Below are 18,432 nucleotides of genomic sequence, written 5' to 3'. Positions count from 1 at the left end.
AATGGCGATGTTTCCCGATACGAAGGAAGCACCGGCATCAGCTGGTGCGCTCGTCAAGGGAGAGGCCTATGAACCGTCCCATGCAGGAACGGTGGTTTATTTCAGCGTCGACGATATCGTTGAAACCTTGAGGAGAATACACGCGAACAAGGGGAAGGCGCTTATGCCGAAAACAAGTATCGGAGAATGCGGGTTCATTGCGCATTTCGAAGACATCGAGGGAAACCGGCTGGCGCTCCATTCAATGAAGTGAGTAAATGCCGGAGAGAGCATGAAGCGTGAGCTCAGAGGGAGAGGAGAAGCGTATCCGGTGATCGCTTCTCCTCTACTTTTTTTAGTGTTACTCCGGCCGCATATTTGCGTTAGAGAAGAGAGGCACGTTGTGGCCGAAAAAAATATGAGGTGAGAGAACCGTGACTAACGCATACTCTTCCATAGATTCCAAAAGAGCAAGGGTGGTGATCGTGGGAGGCGGATTCGGCGGCCTCTATGCGGCGAAGGCGTTGGCAGGGCAGCCTGTCGATGTTACGCTTGTCGACCGGAAGAACCACCACACCTTTCAGCCGCTCCTGTACCAGGTCGCGACGGCCGTGCTTTCACCGGGCGAGATCGCCCAGCCGCTGCGCCGTATCCTGTACCGCTATCCGAATGTCGAGGTCATTCTGGGCGAGGTCACTGGTTTCGACCTGGCCGGCCGGCGTGTCACATTAAAGGATGGGGCGGCATTACCCTACGACTACCTGGTAGCAGCTGCCGGGGCGCGACATTCCTACCTTGGACACGACGAGTGGGAGCACGACGCGCCGGGGCTCAAGACGATTGAGGACTCACTGGAGATCCGCCGTCGGATCCTCCTGGCATTCGAGCTTGCCGAAGGGTCGGCGCTTGTGTCAGGCACTCACAAGCCCCTGGACTTCGCCGTCATCGGCGGCGGGCCCACGGGCGTGGAGCTTGCCGGGGCGATCGCCGACATCGCGACTCGAGCGCTGGCCCATGACTTCAAGGCAGTGGATACGACAGCGGCGCGCATTACCCTCTATGAGGGCTCTGGTCGCATCCTGGGCACCTACCCGGAAGACCTTTCCCAAAAGGCCGAAAAGCAGCTGGCGGAGCTGGGCGTCAAGGTCCGCACGGACAGCATCGTGACGGAAGTCGAGCCGGGACGGATCAAAGTGGGAGGGGAGTGGATACCCGTCAGCGTGGCGCTCTGGGCATCCGGCATAGCCGCATCTCCGCTCGGCAGCCAGCTTGGGGCAAGGGTCGACAAAACAGGCCGCGTGCTGGTCGAACCGGACCAGAGCCTTCCTGGCAACCCGGAAGTCTTCGTCATCGGCGATATGGCCGCGCTGAACGACGCAGCCGGAAAGCCCGTACCGGCACTGGGGGCCGCTGCAACGCAGGAAGGAAGGGCGGCTGCAAAGAACATTCTTCGGGACCTGCGTGGAGAAAAGCGCGTGCCCTTCAAATACAAGGACAGGGGCACCCTGGCAACGATCGGCCGCCACCGGGCCGTGGCCATGATCGGGGGGAGGCACGTGTCGGGCTTTCTCGCGTGGATCCTGTGGGCCTTTGTCCACATATTCCTGCTGATCGGCTTTCGCAACAGGCTGGCGGTCTTCAGTGAATGGGTCTGGGCGTACTTCACGCACGAGCGCAGTGCGCGGCTCATTACCGGCGATGTAAATGAAATAGTCCGACAACCAACCTGTCAGCCGGACGCGTCGGAGCTAAAAAAAGCAGCGTGACCCCGGGAATCCTGCAAATCAGCGATGATCGCGAATCAGTGCCAATCCAGTCTTGTGCATCTCGCCCGAAATCCTGAAGTCCGCACCCTGAGTTCATCTTGAATTTCCTTATGCATGCTGCGGGGACATGTTCTGCTTTTGTGTGCTTGTCCGGTTCAGGATGCAGGCGTCATGGCTGCCTCGGCCTCGCGGTCCTTGCTGTGGTCGCGGGCGACAAGCATGTAGATGGAAGGGACGACGAAGAGGGTGAAGAGCGTGCCGACGAACAAGCCCCCAACCAGGACGAGGCCTATGGAGTTACGGGCAGCGGCACCTGCGCCGGTGACGAGGGTCAGCGGAAAGTGGCCGGCGATGGTGGCGGCGGTGGTCATCAGGATCGGCCGCAGGCGTGTCAGGGCCGCTTCGCGTACGGCGGTGAGCTTGGCAAGGCCCTGAAGCTGGAGCTTGTTGGCGAACTCGACGATCAGGATGCCGTTCTTCGATACGAGCCCTACCAGGGTCACCAGGCCGACCTGAGAGTAGATGTTGAGGGTGGTGGTCCAGCCGTGGGTCCAGAACGGTGTGTTCGGGTCGGGGATCTTCAGGAAGATGAAAATGAGCGCGCCGAAGATCGCCAGCGGCACGGAGCCGGCAAGGATGACGAAGGGGTCGCGGAAGCTGTTGAACTGGGCAGCCAGCACCAGGAAGATCAGGATAACGGCCAGGGTGAAGGCGGGAAGGAACTTGTTCCCCTCGGTGCGCAGCTGGCGCGACTCGCCGGTGTAATCGAGGACATAGCCCTTGGGGAGGATCTTCCTTGCCTCGTCCTCAAGGAAACGCAGGGCTTCGTCCAGCGGCCTCACTGCCACGCCGCTGATCTTGACCGCATTGAGCTGCTGGAAGCGGTTGAGCGAGCGGGGGACCACTGTCTCCTTGAGGGTTGCGACGGTGGAAAGCGGTACCAGCTTTCCGTTGGGGCCGGTGACATAGACGTTCTTCAGTTGGTCCGGGTTGAGGCGGTCAATGCGCTGGATCTGCGGAATGACCTTGTAGCTCCGCCCTGCTATGTCGAAGCGGTTGACGAAGTCGCCACCCACCATGCCCCCCAGATCGGCGCCGACCTGTTCCAGGCTGAGACCAAGGTCGGCCACCTTGTTGCGGTCGATGACGAACTCGGTCTGCGGCTGGTCGATCTTGACATCGATCAGCGGCGGGAAGGCAAACATGCCGCTCTGCATCGCCTTCAGCTGCAGCTTCTGGGCAAACTCGAGGATCTGCCCGGTCTCGGCCGTGGACGCCAGGACGAACTCGACCGGAAACTGGCCGCCGCCGGGAAGGGCGGGCGGGGCGACCGGGAACATCCGGATGCCGGGGATTGCCTGCAGCTTCTGCTGCACTTCGGGCATGATCTGGAAGACGGTTCGCTTGCGTTCGGCCCACGGCTTGGTCACCATGCCGCTGAAGCCTGAGTTGGGGAACGTGATCTGGAAAGTGAACTCGGTCTCGGGGATGCTCATGAAGGCCTGGTTGGCCGCCGCTGCGTAGCGCTTGGTCTGGTCAAGGGTGGAGTTGGCCGAGGCGTCGAGGATGCCGAAGATGACCCCTTGGTCCTCAAGGGGAGCCAGCTCCTTGGCGGACATGATGAACATCGGTATGGTGAGCAGGCTTACCACGATCCACACCGTGTAGACCGCCGGACGGGCCCGGAGGGTGGCGTCGAGCAGACGTCCGTAGGCTCCCTTGATGCGCTCGAAGTCGCGGGAGATACGGCCTGCCAGGCCGCGCTCCCCGGCTCCGGGCTTGAGCAGCGTGGCCGACATGACCGGAGACAGGGTCAAGGCGACGATCCCCGAGATGGTGACCGCCCCTGCCAGGGTGAAGGCGAATTCCCGGAAGAGCGCGCCGGTCAGACCCCCTTGCAGGCCTATGGGGAGGTAGACCGCAGCCAGGGTGATGGTCATGGCGATGATCGGCCCGACCAGCTCGCGGGCGCCGATCAGGGCCGCTTCCCGCGGGGACTTGCCTTCGCTTATGTGGCGTGCCACGTTCTCCACCACCACGATGGCGTCGTCCACCACGAGGCCGACCGAGAGGACGATAGCCAGCAGGGTGAGCAGGTTAACCGTGAAGCCGAAGGCCTGCATCAGGAAGACGCCGCCGATGAGCGACACCGGGATCGCCACGACCGGGACGATCACGGAGCGGAAGGATCCGAGGAACAGGAAGATGACGACCACGACGATGAGCAGGGTGTCGCCGAGGGTCTTGAGCACCTCGCGGATCGCGTTGTTGATGTAGTTGGTGGCGTCATAGGCCACTCGGGCCTGCATGCCGCTCGGAAGGTCTCTCTGGATCGCCGCCATCTCCGTGCTCACGCGCCTGATGACGTCGATGGAGTTGGCATTGGGGAGGGGCCAGATCCCCATGAACACGGCCGTTTGCCCCGAGAAGTGCACCTCGGAGTCGTAATCCTCGGCGCCCAGCACCACGTCGGCAATGTCGCCCAGGCGCACGATTGCGCCGTTCTGTTCCCGCACCGCCAGGAGCTTGAACTCATCCACGGTGCGCAGGTTGGTATTGGCGGTCAGGTTGACCTGGATGAGCGCCCCCTTGCTCATGCCGAGGGCGGACAGGAAGTTGTTCGCGGCCAGTGCCTGGCGCACCTGGGCCGGGCTGACGTTGAGGGCGGCCATCCGCTCGGGCTTGAGCCAGATCCGCATGGCAAAGGTGCGGCCGCCGAGGATGTCGGCCCGCTGCACCCCGGCGATGGCCGACAGGCGCGGTTGGACGACGCGCGAGAGATAATCGGTGATCTCGTTCTGCTGCAGGATGCTGGAAGTGAAGCTCAAGTAGGCCGAGGCGAACTGGCTGTCGGCCGAGACGATGTTAATCGCCGGCACCTCGGCCTCAGGGGGCAGGTCGCGGCGCACCTGGTCGACCTTGGAGCTGATCTCGGCCAGGGCCTTGGTGGAGTCGTAGTTGAGCCTGAGCCGCACGCTGATGGTGGAAAGGCCGAGGGTGCTCTGAGACTCCATGTATTCGATGCCGTCCGCGGCCGCGATGGAGCGTTCCAGCGGCGTGGTAACGAAGCCGCGCACCAGGTCGGCATCGGCGCCGACGTAGACGGTGGTGACGGTGACCGCGGCGTTCTCGCTGCGCGGGTACTGGCGCACGTTGAGCGTGCGGACCGCCTGCAGGCCGGCTATGATGATGACCAGGCTGACCACGAGAGCCAGCACAGGGCGGCGTATGAAGAGGTCGGTGATGTTCATAAAATTCGGTTCGGCCGCAGAGGACACAGTGAATACAGAGGAAACCAAGGTAAAAACCAGTTCGAGGTTAACCGCAAAAGCAGGGATTTTGACTTTCCCGGCGACCTCCGTGCCCCCTGTGGTCAGGGTGGATTTCGTCTTGCATCAAAGGTCAGTTATTCTCCGGCTTGGGCGCTTTCTGGAAGTCGGGGGCCAGTTTGTTGTCTACTACGACCGATTGGCCGTTTCGCAGCTTAAAGACGCCGGTGCTGACCACCGTTTCTCCCTCCTTGATGCCGCTCGTGGCGGCGACGAAGTCGCCCCGCTTGACGCCCAAGCGAACGAACTGCTGGCGCAGCACCTTCCCTTTTTTATCCCCGGCGTCCTCGATGATAAAGACCGAGTCGCCGTAGGGGGCGTACAGGACGGCGGTTGCGGGTATGGAGAGGACCGTCTGCCGCGCGGGGAGCCCCACCGCCACGTTGACGAACATGCCGGGGCGCAGCCTGTTCCCGCGGTTGGCCACCGTCGCCTCAATCTTGTTGCTGCGGGTATCGGCGTCGACCAGGGGATTGATGGCCGTGATCCGCCCCTTCAGCGTCTCGCCCGGCAGGGCGTCGGAGGTCACCTGCACCGTCAGGCCCTGCCGCACGAGCGAGAGCTGCTGCTGGGGCAGGGTGAAGTCTACATAGATCGGGTCGAGGGACTGCAGGGTGACGATGGGATCCCCTTCGCGGAGCAACTGGCCGAGGTTGACCTGGCGGATGCCGAGTTGGCCGCTGAAGGGGGCGCGGATCGTTTTCTTGCCAATGGTGGCCCGTATGTTCTCTGCCTGGGACTGCGCCTGCTCTGCGCCTGCCACGGCGTTATCACGGTCGGCCTGCGAGATCAGCTGCTTCGAGAACAACTGGTTCATTCTCTCGAGATTGATGTTTGACAGGTTCACCTGGGCAATGGCGCCGGGGAGTTGGGCCTCTTCCGAGGAGGTGTCCTGACGCAGCAGGATGTCGCCCTTCTGCACCCGCGTGCCTGCTTCGAACGTGATCTCGACCACCTTGCCCGCCAGCTCGGCGGCTACGGTGACCCCCTGCACGGCGTTCAGCGTGCCGACGGCTGTCAGGGCGGTCTCCCAGGTGTCGGCCTGTACTGTCGCAGAGGTCACGGTTTCGGGCGGCGGTACGAATTTTTTGCCCTGGTCGATCATAGCACTGATCTGCAGGGCCTTTACCCCGACGAGTATGGCGACGAGAATGGCCAAGCCGCCGATAGTGAGCATCAATCGCTTCTTCATGTCTGCAATAACTCCGATACCGGGTTGCGGATGCGTGCGCGGCTCATGCCCGGTACAGCACGCGGGACAACTCCGGCTTCTGTGGAGCTGACCTTTTTCCGTTCGCACTGCGGGGATCCCTGCGAAACGGCTGCAGTGTTTCCCTGCTGCGAAAAGATTAGCACGAGGCCGGGGAATTATCAAGGCAAACCGGACGAATTCAGGGAAGCATCTTGATGCTGAATCCCGCGACTTGCAATACCCCGGCTCCGCCGGGGGTAATGCTCCGTAAACCGCGCCCTGCACTCGAGCGAGCACACTCGTAAACGCTGGGTGCAGGCGGGAGCTTGCGTTACGAGAGGGAGCCTCCGGCTTCCTGCCCGAGGAAGCTCCACTGAGCGTCTCTGATGAAGCCAAGCCGGCCGAGGGTGCCGCATCGCACCCCAGGATGACCGGGGGGCGCTCGGGATGTCAATGCACTGAGTGCATACGTCCAGAGACTGCGGCAGCGTCATGCGATACAGGCAACAACATCACCCAGCAGCTCCCCCGGTCAGGTCCGCTTGCCACTCGCGAACATGGCATCGAAGGGCCGGCCATCGAAGGCCGACTCGACACGGGAGATCTTTCCGTTCCTGATCTGGTGCCACTCGGCCACCAGCGTCGTGGCGGCGGCCGGGGCCCCGGTCTCCAGTTCGAAGAACACGGCAGCGTCGTTGCCTTCCGCAATGATCTTCTTCACGTCCAGCCGCACCGTGATCGATAAAAGACCTGTCAGGGCTTTAAGATAGGCTTCAGCGTTCGGATATGTCTCAAAGAGCCCGACGAATACAAGGTCGTCGTTCAGATAGGCACGCGCCGCGGTAATGTCCTTTTTTGCGACGGCTACGTAGAACTTCTTGAGGATCTCTCCTGCATTTTGCATGAGCATACTCCTTCCGTCGTTTCATCCTGTTTTGTGTCGAGCCAGTCGGGTCACTTGCTGTTCGTAGCCACGAGGTCATAATCGGTGAAGACAACATCTCCGCCGACAAGCTCGGGAGAGTAAATCGACTCGAAGCGTTTTACGGCCTCCGATTCGCCATGGATGGTATGCGCTGTCTCATCAGCAAAGATGAAGAAGTGTACAAAGCGGGTCGGATCATCTTTCTGCTGCCATGCCACATACAACCGGGTGCCGGCTTCGTTCGCTTTAACATAACGGACAAACTCTTCAATTGCCCGTTTGACCTTATCTACGGCTCGCGCATTAACCTGATATTGAGCTATCTGGTATATTGCCATACGATCATCCTCTGTTTATTTTTCTCAAGTTCCGGCCAGTACGGCGATCACCGGATCAAATGTCGGTGTCTCTATCATCCGGTCAGGCGCCTCTTCCTTGATCGCCGAACCGGAATTGCAAAACAGCTCCAACTGGGCGTGGCCTTCGTCTCCTTCGTCCACCAACCCGCAAGACCCTCCTGTTCGGTCAGCGCCATAGACCTGCTCCTGTGATGCTTTGATCCCAATGCGATGCAGGATGTCCGGCATTTCAAGTTCCTTTCTCAGCGAGGCGAGCGATCACAGGGCCAAATTATGCGGCTTTGCCCACTCGCTCACCTGGCACGGGTGGAACGAAATGAGGCATCGCGCCCGGCACGAGGTGTCCACGGTCACGGAACAGGCGCGTTTCGTAGGCCTTGATCTGCTCCCTCTCTTCAAGGGAGAGAACCCCGTCAGCCAGAAACGGTTCCAGGAACAGGTACTGGTAGTCGGTGTGATCATGCCCCGGCACGATCACCAGACCATGGAGTGCCTGGCGCAGCCGCTGGATACGCCTTATGGAATCGATCTGCTGTTGATCCAGAAACTTCCCGCCAAACAGAATGGCGCGCACTTCGTCCACGGCCAGATGTCGCAAGGTGTACATGATGTCTCCGGTGATCAGGATGTCGTAACCATCCATCCGTACCAGGACGCACAGATGGCCCGGATCGTGGCCGGGTGTTGGCAGCAGCATCACGCTTCCGTCACCAAACAAGTCCTGGCTCGTGTCGAAGCTGTGGAATGGCCCTGATGTGAAGGAGACCGGCCCCCATACCTTTACTCCCTCGATAGACTTTCGATACACGATGGGGACAAATCCGAACGCCTTCATTTTGAGTGCTTGCCACTCCGCCTGTGCCGCGACGACCTTCGCCTCGGGGACATACCGGAGCCCGCCGACGTGGTCCTCGTGGAAATGGGTCAGGATCACTGTCCGAATGTCCTCGCACCGGTAGCCTAGCCGCTCTACCTGCGCCGGCAGTTCCTGTTCCCGTGTGAGAAGGTACTCGTCTGCATCCAGCACGTAGTGCAGGACCCCCCTGTAATAGCGGTCATGTTCGTGGGCCTGTTCCCAATTGATGCCCGTATCGACCAGGACCAATCCTGACTGTGGATGATCGATCAAATAGGCATGAATAGGCACGATGATATAGTGGCTCTTATCAGTGGCGAATCTCCACATCCCGCGCATACCCGTCCACCCGGCCAAGCCTCCGTAGAACTGTCCATACGGAACTTTCGTGTCTCCAACATGAAGAGAATATATCTTCATGATCCATTCCTCCCTTCAGAAAACAAATGCTGTTATCCATAGAACGCCCCTGACAATTTAATTAAAATGACAGATTGACGATATGTCAATGTGATGAAAGTATTAAGATGTGCGTGGTCTACCCCCCCCCTTTGCAATGCAAGTACAATTCTATAAGTTTGAATCTCCATTGACTGCACCAAGTCACTGCTGCCATCGAGGAGAGGAAGAAAATGGCTGTGTCCCACAATGACTTTTGCAGGCACAAAGTATTATCCGTGATTTGTACGGAGAAGGGTGAGGCGGAGCATTTTAAAGAGGGAATAATGTGCGAAGCTTCACGGGAATACCCTGATCGAAAATGAGGAGGAACGGTTGAGGGGACCACCGCTATAACTCAATCCCTGTTGCCAGGAGATGGCTATCGCCCGCGAACGGTCTGGTGATCGCTCCCTCTTCCGCTCCTCTTTTTTCATAATAACTCCCGGCGCCGAACCTGTCTACCATGCAAGGTCGATAAATCCGGAATGCCCCTGTTACCAATCAGCGCTCTTTTCAGTATTGTTCTGAGAATTGAATTATTGTTCTGAGAATTGTTCTGAGAAAGTCGAGGCATGTCCTTTTGTGTCGGCATCCCCGCGAAGCCGAAGCTTCCCTTATTTCCTTCTCGGGCAGTTCATGACCGGACAGCGGGCGCAATTCTCTTCGTCGTCTTTTTCCAAGCCGAAGGGAATCATCTCTCCGCATCGGCAGACCCAGCCGTCGGACGTCTTCGTCTGCAGTTGTGCATCACAGAAAGGGCAGGCAAGCATTGTGGTGTCCTTCTTCGCGTGATGATACCCCACGCTGCGAACGCCACGGTATGATGTATATCACATCTCTGCCGGTGCATCCTTGCTGACGTCACTTTCTGTTCTCTTGAACTGTCGCGGCGTTCTGTGTTACAGTGTTGCTCGTGATCACCGCGCTCGTCATCTTCATCATCACCTACGTCTTCATCGGTCTGCGCCAGATCCCGCGGGTGCACGTCGACCGGACGGCGGGAGCGCTGGTGGGCGCAGTGCTCACGATCGTCTTCGGCGTGCTCACTCTCGATGAGGCCTTTGCCGCGATCGACATGCATACGCTCCTGCTCCTCCTCGGCATGATGATCATCACCGTTTACCTCAGGGCCGCAGGGTTCTTCGAGCTCATGGCGGACAAGATCCTTTCCCTCTCCCGTACGCCGGTGCAGCTTCTCGTATTCATCGTCCTCTCGTCAGGCCTGCTCTCGGCGTTGTTCGTGAATGATACGATCTGCCTTATCTATACGCCGATCGTCCTTGAAGTGACGGTCCAGCTCGGGATCAACCCGATGCCCTATCTGCTTGCGCTCGCCACGTCGTCGAACATCGGAAGCGTCATGACCGTGACAGGCAATCCGCAGAACATGCTCATCGGCATTTACTCGAAGGTCCCCTATCTTGCCTTCTTGGGCGCACTCTTTCCCGTCGCGATCGCCGGGCTTGTTGTAAGCGCTGCGGTCATCTGGCTGGTCTATCGAAAGGATATGAATGCGGACGCATTCACGTCAAGACCAGCCCTGCCGGGGTATCAGGTCAGAAAACCGCTGCTCGTGAAGGCGCTCCTCGTCTGCGCAGCGGTGCTCGCCGCCTTTTCGCTGGGATATCCTTACGCGCTCGTTGCTGCCTGCGGCGCGGTCGCGCTCCTGCTCATCGGCGGAGTGAGCACGGAACGGATCCTTGAAGGCGTTGACTGGACGCTCCTCCTGTTCTTCTCCGGCCTGTTCGTCGTGATGCACGGAGTCGAGGTCTCCGGTTTGGCGGCATTTGTAATCGGGGGGACGGGCGATCTTGCATCATACTCTTCCCTGGGCAAGATAGCCGGGCTGTCAGCGGTATCCGTGATCCTTTCCAATCTCGTGAGCAACGTGCCTGCGGTGATGCTTCTGAAGCCGCTTACGCAATCGCTCGGGAACGGCCATTTTTTCTGGCTTGCGCTGGCCATGAGCAGCACCCTGGCGGGAAACCTTACTCTGATCGGATCCGTTGCGAACCTGATCGTTGCGCAGCAGGCAAGGCGCAGGGTAGAGATCAGCTTCATGGAATACTTCCGCGTCGGCGCTCTGATCACGGCCGCGACCATCGCGATCGGCGTCCTGGTCCTCGCCTTGGAGAAGTGAGCGTCGCGCACGGAGCAACGGCCGTTGCCGCAGAGCTGTCGAGGCAGCCGTTGCATTGACGGTCAGTCCCTGAGGAGGCCGCGCTCCTTGTGCCTATTGCCATCTTGAAGAAACTCACTCATGAATTCTACCGGCGTGATGCCGAAACGCTCGCCCGGGACCTCATCGGCGCGATCCTCGTCCATCGGAGCCGCGGCAATGAATACCGCGCCCGCATCGTTGAGGCCGAGGCCTACATCGGCCCTCATGACCTTGCATCCCACTCCTCCAAGGGCCGCACGAAGCGCACGGAGGTCATGTTTGGCCCTGCCGGCCACGCCTACGTGTACCTGATCTATGGGATGTACGAGATGTTCAACATCGTGGCGGGAAAAACCGGGAGCGGCCAGGCCGTGCTCATCCGCGCGGCCGAGCCGCTCGGCGGCTGGGAGGCCGATCTCTCGGGCCCGGGGAAATTCACTCGCGGCCTCAGGATCACCCGCTCCGCGAACGGCATGGACCTGACCGGGGACACATTGTATCTTGTGCGCGATCCCGATCACCGGCCGCGGGTCAGGCGGGCGAAGAGGATCGGTGTGGAGTATGCCGGTGAATGGAAGAACAGACTGCTCCGTTTCTTTGATGGCAAGAGCGCGGCGGTGACCCATCGCCCATTGGAACGATCAAAGAAGTCGTCCACCTTTTGACGTATGACGGTTCCTATGTTAAAATGGTAGAAGATTGCTTTTCTTATTTTGGGTAGGGAGGTCGTCATACGTGGATACAATTTTTCTCTTTCTGAGCATTTCGTCCATCGTGGTCATGTTTTATGCTTTGTACAGCGCACTCGTTCTGAGTAGCAGGGTTCCGGGAGGCAAGGTCAAGTCAACCTGGAACATTCTATCCGGCCTGATAGTGATGTTTTCGGTCGGATATCTCTCCACGCCTTTCTTTCGGCTGCTGGATCCGGCACTCAAGGATGTTCTCGTCGGTGTGATCTTCCTTGCCGGTGCCATCTTCGTTGTCATCGTCATCAAGCTCTTCTTTAAGATCGTCGAGGACATCGGACTGTGAAGCCTGTAGAAAAAGAAAAGATCGACCAGATACGAAGGGAGATCATCGCCGTACTCGGAGAGGCCCCGAGCCCGATGTTTCTCAAACGGGTCGATGGTATCCTCGAAGACTGGTCATCGGGGAAAGTCACCGCTGCCCAGGCGTGCGAAAAGGTCCAGAAGATCGTGGCCCTCTTCATCGATGAAGAAAAGGCCCTCTTAATCGGCACCCGTTGCGCCCCCATCGTTATGCGGGAGTCGGGAGCGTCTAAGGTCCAGACATAAATAGTGCCATGCTGCCAGCCTTCATATTCCTTCCAGCCGCTCAATTGCGTTATCCTCGCCAGTTGAAACTTCAATAAAAAAATGTCATTCGTCGCATGAGAACCTATTCGCTTCGCTCATCTTCAGTACGTTCTGTAAACTTTTCATCATGCTTAAGAATGACACGCTTTCAATGTTATAGATGTTATAATTAAAGAAGAGCAAAACAGGTTCGGAAGGAGGCGAGGGAAATGAAAGGGCTTATGGAGAGGGCGAAGGCTCCGAGGGTTCGGGAAACATTGACCGAGGCTTATGAAGTGAGGGCGTTCAGGGATGAGGACGAGGCGATCTCCGTATTGGAACCGGGGGAACCGGGTGCTCCCGAGATTCCCCATGCAGAGGAGGGAGCATTCTTGAAGATCAAGAGCATGATCAAGGGACATGGTGAGCAAATGGTCATGCCCGATGATTGTCAGTTCGGCGACAATGACCTGTGCTCTGTTGAAACATGATGCCGTCGTATCGCAAGGGCCGAGCAATGATATGAAGTGACAGGAGAGCCGAGACGCTTCAAGGCGCTCCCTGAGTGAATTCGGTTCGCGGCCTCTGCGATGAAATGATCAACACGAACCCTGCGAAAGCATGCGCAGGGTTTTTTCCATCATGCTGCGGTCTATGAACATTGCCCCCTGTTGCCTGCATTTCCATCTGCCGTTAAAAGATGAGATTCGATTCCCCGGTGTTCCTCCGGCAGATTCTTCCCGGGCAGCCATCTCCGAACGCACTGACGATAGTGGTCATAGGAAGCGCCAAAGGTGCGGCGCAATTTGGGCTCCTCATAGAGAACCACGATCAGATGGACCGTGACAATATAGCCGGTAGTGTAGCGCAGCAGCGACCAGGATTCGAAAAAAGCGGTCTCGCCCAGCAGCATCATCAGGACAGCGAGATAGAGCGGGTTTCGGACGAAACGGTAAAGACCTCGAACGACCAGGTTCAAGGGGGGATCAAAGGGTGACGGAGTTCCGCGCCCGGCAATGGCAAAATCGCGGACGCACTGGAAGTAGATCACAATTCCGGCCGACGTTGACAAGAGCGCCAGGTATTGCAAAAATCCCCAATGGTGCGGCATGGTATTCGCATTGCGGGCCAGGAGCCAGGAGGGGACCAGGACGGCCACGTTGCCTGGAAAAAAGATGGTATAAATGAGATTCTTGATGAGCAGTTTGCCACCCTCAGTGGACCATCTCATGTGTAGCCTCCCAGAGCATGTCAACATTTCGGCCGGTGATAGTAGGAGTAAGTGTAGCATATAAAAATAGTCTCGGCAGGTTCCCTGAGATTTTTATTCCCCTATTCGCGCGGAGGGACGGCGATGCTGTCACGTATGGAAAAACGTGGAACTAATTGTTGAGCAGGTCTTGTCCGTGTCCTGATGCCGTTCGCAATCCGTCGCTCCGCATGCCTCGGGAAGACTTTGCCTCTGGGTGATCCGATTGTCTGCATCCTCTTCAAAGTACTCATGCCTATCCCCGTTCATCCGTGGTACAATGATCATGCCATGACCCTCGAGGAAAAACTGCATAACCTTCCCGATGAGCCGGGCGTCTACCTCATGAAGGACGAGAAGGGGCGCATCATCTACATCGGCAAGGCCCTGTCCCTCTGGAACCGGGTGAACTCCTATTTCCAGAAGGGGGCCAAGGGCGAAAAGACCGAGATGATGGTACGCAACATCGCCGACCTCGAGACCATCGTGACGCACACCGAGCTTGACGCGCTCGTCCTGGAATCCAACCTGATCAAGAAGCACCACCCCAAGTACAACATCAGCCTGCGCGACGACAAGAACTATCCCTACCTGCGATTCGACCTGAAGTCCGAATACCCGCGGATCGAGGTGGTGCGCAGGCTGAAGAAGGACGGCGCGACGTACTACGGGCCCTATGTCCCGGCGGGCGGCATGTGGGAACTGTTGTCGCTCATCCGGCGCACCTTTCCACTTGCCACGTGCAAGAAGGAATTCAGGAAGGACCGGCCGGAGCGGCCGTGTGTGCAGCACCAGATCGGCAGGTGCCTGGCGCCCTGCTCCACGGACATCGAGCCTGCGGCGTACCAGGACATGGTGAGCCAGGTGCGGCTGTTCCTCGAAGGCAAGAACCGCGACCTGCTCGACATCTTGAAGCGCCGCATGGCAGAGGCTTCCGAAAGGATGGAATACGAGCGCGCCGCCGAACTCAGGGATCGGATCGCGAAGATCGAGGGCGCCTTCGAGAGGCAGAAGATCATCTCGCCGGGGTTCGAGAACCAGGACGTGATCGGCATCGCTGCCGAGGGCGGCCACGCGGACATCCAGGTACTGTTCATCAGAAACGGGATGCTGCTCGGCCGGAAGGATTTTCATCTTGCCGAGGTCCGCGGCATGGCGAACGAGGACGTCCTCGCCGACTTCCTGCACCAGTTCTATGCCAAGGAAATGATCGTGCCGGCGGAAGTTCTGCTGCCGATCGAGGTGCACGATCGCCCTCTGTTCGAGAACTGGCTGACGGAGAAGCGGGGAGCGAAGGTCGAAGTTGCCGTGCCGCAACGCGGCAGGAAGCGCGAACTGGTCCAGATGGCCTCGGACAACGCCGCCCAGTCGCTGCGGGAGCACCTGCTTTCGCGCAGGAGCAAGGAGCGCATTCTTGCGCGGCTCCAGGAGGAGCTCGGGCTCAGGAACCTGCCGCGCAGGATCGAGGCGTTCGACATCTCGAACATCCAGGGTACGGAATCGGTCGCGAGCATGGTGAGCTTCGAGGACAACCTGCCGGACAAGCGGAATTACAAGCGGTTCAAGATACGGACCGTGGAAGGTTCTAACGATTTCGCGAGCATGGCGGAGGTTGTCAGACGGCGCTATGCAAAGGCGAAGGAGGAGGGAATTCTGCCTGACCTGATCCTGATAGACGGCGGCAAGGGCCAGCTGAATGCCGCGCTCGACGTGTTGAGCGAGCTCGGCGTCGAAGAGCCCGATGTCATCGGGCTTGCCAAGGCGCGGAGCGGCAACGAGGGTGCCGACCGGGAGTTCGAGCGGGTGTTCCTTCCCGGCGTGGAAGAACCGGTCATTCTCGACCCGGCAAGCGCAACGACCCATCTGGTGGCGCGGGTGCGCGATGAGGCCCATCGCTTCGCCATTGCCTATCACCGGAAACTGCGGGAAAAACGGGCGGTCCATTCGGAGCTCGATGACATCCCCGGGATCGGCGAGGCACGAAAGAAGGCGCTGCTCCGGCACTTCGGGAGCGTAGCGAAGGTGCGTGAGGCGAGCGTTGAGGAGTTGGCAGGAGTCGGAGGTTTGAACAGGGGGGCAGCGGAAAAGGTCGTTGAGCACTTCAAGAACAAGGTCACCGCGTCGAGGTAATGCACACACTCTGACGATGCTGTACGCTTTTGCAGGAATTTTCTGCGACGCGAGGGTTGACGTCGTCTTTGGGGGAATGACTGCTTTCACGGGCGCTGTCGCCCGAGAATCGTTTAATTCCTTTATTCCTATCCGCGTCCATCCGTGTTCATCTATGGTTCCACAACGTAAGGAGTGACATCATGACAAACGAACAATGGCTCGACCTGTTCAAACAGATCGGCAAAAAGATGCGCGGGGGATTGTCCATTATCCTGAGCAGGGAAGGCGGCACAGTCCCGCTCGGCAAGGGGGCGGGGGGGGACAAGACCTTTCCCGTTGACAAGTGGGCAGAGGACATCGTCATCGCTGCGCTCGAACGGGCGCACCGGGAGGGCGAGTCCTTCACGCTCATCTCGGAGGAATTGGGCATCCGAAAGTTCGGCGACGGCGAAAAGATCGTCCTCGTGGACCCGATCGACGGCAGCAACAACGCCAAGTCCGGCATCCCGTTCTTTTCCACATCCCTGGCGCTCCTGAACGGGAACACCCTCTCCACGCTGGCCGTGGGCTACGTCATCAACCTGGCCTGCGGCGACGAGTTTTGGGCCATGCGAGGGCAGGGGGCGTACAAGAATGGCGCAAGGATCAGGACGTCGGCCGTGCAGGGCATCACGATCGTGGCGATCGAAGCCTCCTCGCCGGCGACGGACATCCCGAGGATCATGCCGCTCCTCGCGCAGACAAAACGCATCCGGTGCTTCGGGTCCACCGCTCTCGACCTCTCGTATCTCGCGTCGGGAGCGCTCAGCGTGTTTGCTACGGCAACTTCCTCACGGGCTTTCGATTATGCCGCGGGAATGCTGATCCTCGAAGAGGCTGACGGCGTGATAACCGACCTCACGGGGACGGCGCTCGACCATATTGTCGTGGGACTGGAGCGCACCGTGCCCCTGCTCGCCAGCAAGAACGATGCGACGCATGTGGCGGCGCTGAACCTGCTCACCCCGGGGAACTCGTGAGTCGGTAGTGTCTCAGTTTGACCAAACTGAGACACTACCCGTGAGTCGTCAGTATTGACAGGCTCCGGATTTTGTGTAATTATGAGTCCTTATGGCGCTCGTGAACCACACCACCCGCGAGATCAATGCGAAGATCGTCTATTACGGTCCGGGCCTCTGCGGGAAGACGACGAATATCCACCTCATCTATCATCGCATCGCTCCGGGTCAGCGCGGCAAGCTCATATCGCTCGCGACCGAGACCGACCGGACGCTCTTTTTCGATTTTCTGCCGGTAGAGCTCGGAACCATCAAGAACTATAAAGTGCGCTTCCACCTGTACACGGTGCCGGGCCAGGTGTTCTACAATGCGACGCGAAAGCTCGTGCTCAAAGGGGCCGACGGCGTGATCTTCGTGGCCGATTCGCAGCGCTACATGCTGGACGCCAACGTGGAAAGCCTTAAAAACCTCTATGACAACTTCGACGAGCAGGGGGTCAACCTCGACGATTTTCCCCTGGTCCTGCAGTTCAACAAGCGGGACCTGCCTGACGTCATGCCCGTGGAAGAACTAAACGCGGCACTGAACCCGCACGGCGTGCCCTCCTTCGAGGCGGTCGCGAAGACCGGCGAGGGCGTTCTTAAGACCTTTACGGGCATCTCCAAGCTCGTGCTGCAGGACATGCAGAAACATCCCGAACGCCACAACTTCACGCTCGGTGACATCGGGAGGGGCGTCAATGAACAGCCGCCGTCCCAGACGGAGCAGGAATCGCCTCCGGCCGAACCGTCGATGCCCGGGGCTCCCATGGCGGAAGCGAAGCCGGAAATGGCCGCACTGGAGCAGGCCGTTGATGCGGGGGTCAAGGTGAACCTGGGCAGGGCCTTCATGGAGGATGGACAGATCATCCTTCCCTTCGGGATGCTGAGTCAGCAAGGGGAGGACCAGTTCCAGCTCCGCGTCTCGATCGATATGAAGGCCCCGCTCGCCAGGCGCTTCAAAATCGTGGTGAAGAATTTCAAGAAGTAGGGACTGAGCAGGCGCATCCCGGGGCGCATTCATCCTTTTCGGGATATCCTATGGTAAAAGTGACGGCGCTCATACCGGCTGCCGGCATGGGCAGGAGAATGGGCCGGAAGGTGGCCAAACAATTCCTGCCGCTCGGCGACAAGCCCATGCTGGCCCATACGCTTCTGATGTTCCAGCGGGCATCGGAGATCGACGACATCATCCCGATCCTTTCGCAGGAAGACATGGAAAGCTGTCTGCGGGACGTGATCGAACAATTTCACATCACCAAGGTGCGGACGCTCGTGGTAGGCGGGAAGGAACGGCAGGATTCGGTGATGAACGGACTGCAGAAGCTGGAGAAGGACGTGTCCATCGTGCTGGTGCACGACGGGGTGCGGCCGTTCGTCACGGCGGAGATGATCAGGGAAAGCGTCGAGCACGCGAAAAAGGGCGAGTGTGTGGCCGTCGGGGTCCCGCTCAAGGACACGATCAAGGAAGTGGATGACCGGCGGCAGGTCCGCCACACCCTGGAGCGGAGCAGGCTCTGGGCCATCCAGACGCCGCAGGCATTTCCGGCGAAGACGCTGAAGCGCGCCTACGAAGAGGCGTACAAGCACAACGTGTACGGCACCGACGATGCCATGCTGGCCGAGCGGGCGGGCTTCACTGTGCGCGTCATCATGGGCAGCTATGAGAATATCAAGATCACCACTCCCGAGGATCTCATCCTGGCGGAAGAGATCCTGAAGAGAAAATGA

At 59.1% G+C, this 18,432-nt stretch carries 17 protein-coding genes and 1 pseudogene; 11 read left to right on the top strand and 7 right to left on the bottom strand.

What is annotated here, in order from left to right:
• Position 1 precedes the first annotated feature (1 nt).
• Positions 2-253: a hypothetical protein gene (locus VL197_06940; GenBank protein HUJ17712.1), complete on the top strand. Its 252-nt coding sequence runs from the start codon at positions 2-4 to the stop codon at positions 251-253.
• 160 nt (positions 254-413) lie between these two features.
• The gene (locus VL197_06935; protein ID HUJ17711.1) at positions 414-1,745 is read left to right on the top strand and encodes an NAD(P)/FAD-dependent oxidoreductase; all 1,332 of its coding nucleotides are present in this window, start codon (positions 414-416) and stop codon (positions 1,743-1,745) included.
• 155 nt (positions 1,746-1,900) lie between these two features.
• Here the strand turns inward: VL197_06935 and VL197_06930 are convergent, their stop codons facing one another.
• The 6 genes from VL197_06930 to VL197_06905 all read right to left on the bottom strand — a co-directional run bounded on the left by VL197_06930 (position 1,901) and on the right by VL197_06905 (position 8,826).
• Positions 1,901-4,996 (bottom strand): efflux RND transporter permease subunit, encoded by a 3,096-nt coding sequence (locus tag VL197_06930; protein HUJ17710.1) that lies wholly within the window; start codon positions 4,994-4,996, stop codon positions 1,901-1,903.
• A 151-nt stretch (positions 4,997-5,147) separates the two neighbouring features.
• Positions 5,148-6,266: an efflux RND transporter periplasmic adaptor subunit gene (locus tag VL197_06925; protein ID HUJ17709.1), complete on the bottom strand. Its 1,119-nt coding sequence runs from the start codon at positions 6,264-6,266 to the stop codon at positions 5,148-5,150.
• Positions 6,267-6,798: 532 nt separating this feature from the next.
• Positions 6,799-7,170 (bottom strand): nuclear transport factor 2 family protein, encoded by a 372-nt coding sequence (locus VL197_06920; GenBank protein ID HUJ17708.1) that lies wholly within the window; start codon positions 7,168-7,170, stop codon positions 6,799-6,801.
• 50 nt (positions 7,171-7,220) lie between these two features.
• Positions 7,221-7,529: an antibiotic biosynthesis monooxygenase family protein gene (locus VL197_06915; GenBank protein ID HUJ17707.1), complete on the bottom strand. Its 309-nt coding sequence runs from the start codon at positions 7,527-7,529 to the stop codon at positions 7,221-7,223.
• Positions 7,530-7,553: 24 nt separating this feature from the next.
• A complete protein-coding gene (locus tag VL197_06910; protein ID HUJ17706.1) occupies positions 7,554-7,778 on the bottom strand; it encodes a hypothetical protein in 225 nt (74 codons plus the stop codon).
• Between the two features lie 43 nt (positions 7,779-7,821).
• Positions 7,822-8,826: an N-acyl homoserine lactonase family protein gene (locus tag VL197_06905; GenBank protein HUJ17705.1), complete on the bottom strand. Its 1,005-nt coding sequence runs from the start codon at positions 8,824-8,826 to the stop codon at positions 7,822-7,824.
• 925 nt (positions 8,827-9,751) lie between these two features.
• Here VL197_06905 and VL197_06900 point away from each other — a divergent pair.
• From VL197_06900 to VL197_06880, 5 genes are all read left to right on the top strand, one after another.
• Positions 9,752-10,987, top strand: coding sequence for an anion transporter (locus VL197_06900; protein ID HUJ17704.1), 1,236 nt, complete (start codon positions 9,752-9,754; stop codon positions 10,985-10,987).
• An 89-nt stretch (positions 10,988-11,076) separates the two neighbouring features.
• The gene (locus VL197_06895; protein ID HUJ17703.1) at positions 11,077-11,673 is read left to right on the top strand and encodes a DNA-3-methyladenine glycosylase; all 597 of its coding nucleotides are present in this window, start codon (positions 11,077-11,079) and stop codon (positions 11,671-11,673) included.
• A 70-nt stretch (positions 11,674-11,743) separates the two neighbouring features.
• Positions 11,744-12,040, top strand: a complete 297-nt coding sequence (locus tag VL197_06890; GenBank protein HUJ17702.1) for a hypothetical protein — start codon at positions 11,744-11,746, stop codon at positions 12,038-12,040.
• Complete coding sequence (locus VL197_06885) at positions 12,037-12,303, top strand: hypothetical protein (protein HUJ17701.1); 267 nt, start codon at positions 12,037-12,039, stop codon at positions 12,301-12,303. Before VL197_06890 ends, VL197_06885 begins: the two co-directional genes overlap by 4 nt.
• A 230-nt stretch (positions 12,304-12,533) precedes the next feature.
• Complete coding sequence (locus VL197_06880; protein HUJ17700.1) at positions 12,534-12,794, top strand: hypothetical protein; 261 nt, start codon at positions 12,534-12,536, stop codon at positions 12,792-12,794.
• A gap of 161 nt (positions 12,795-12,955) precedes the next feature.
• Here the strand turns inward: VL197_06880 and VL197_06875 are convergent, their stop codons facing one another.
• A complete protein-coding gene (locus tag VL197_06875; GenBank protein ID HUJ17699.1) occupies positions 12,956-13,534 on the bottom strand; it encodes an isoprenylcysteine carboxylmethyltransferase family protein in 579 nt (192 codons plus the stop codon).
• Positions 13,535-13,804: 270 nt separating this feature from the next.
• Here VL197_06875 and uvrC point away from each other — a divergent pair, with 270 nt between their 5' ends.
• The 4 genes and pseudogenes from uvrC (at position 13,805) to ispD (ending at position 18,432) form a co-directional block, all read left to right on the top strand.
• Positions 13,805-15,682: an excinuclease ABC subunit UvrC gene (uvrC, locus tag VL197_06870; protein ID HUJ17698.1), complete on the top strand. Its 1,878-nt coding sequence runs from the start codon at positions 13,805-13,807 to the stop codon at positions 15,680-15,682.
• 182 nt (positions 15,683-15,864) lie between these two features.
• Entirely contained in the window at positions 15,865-16,683 is an 819-nt protein-coding gene (locus VL197_06865; protein HUJ17697.1) for an inositol monophosphatase family protein, read from the top strand.
• 91 nt (positions 16,684-16,774) lie between these two features.
• Positions 16,775-17,353, top strand: a pseudogene (locus tag VL197_06860) (GTPase domain-containing protein).
• Between the two features lie 389 nt (positions 17,354-17,742).
• The gene (gene ispD / locus VL197_06855; protein ID HUJ17696.1) at positions 17,743-18,432 is read left to right on the top strand and encodes a 2-C-methyl-D-erythritol 4-phosphate cytidylyltransferase; all 690 of its coding nucleotides are present in this window, start codon (positions 17,743-17,745) and stop codon (positions 18,430-18,432) included.

The sequence above is a fragment of the Nitrospirota bacterium genome (assembly GCA_035516965.1).
Lineage (GTDB): Bacteria > Nitrospirota > UBA9217 > UBA9217 > UBA9217 > MHEA01.
The sequence above is the reverse complement of the archived record's forward strand: the minus strand, read 5'-3'. Positions and strand labels throughout refer to the sequence as shown.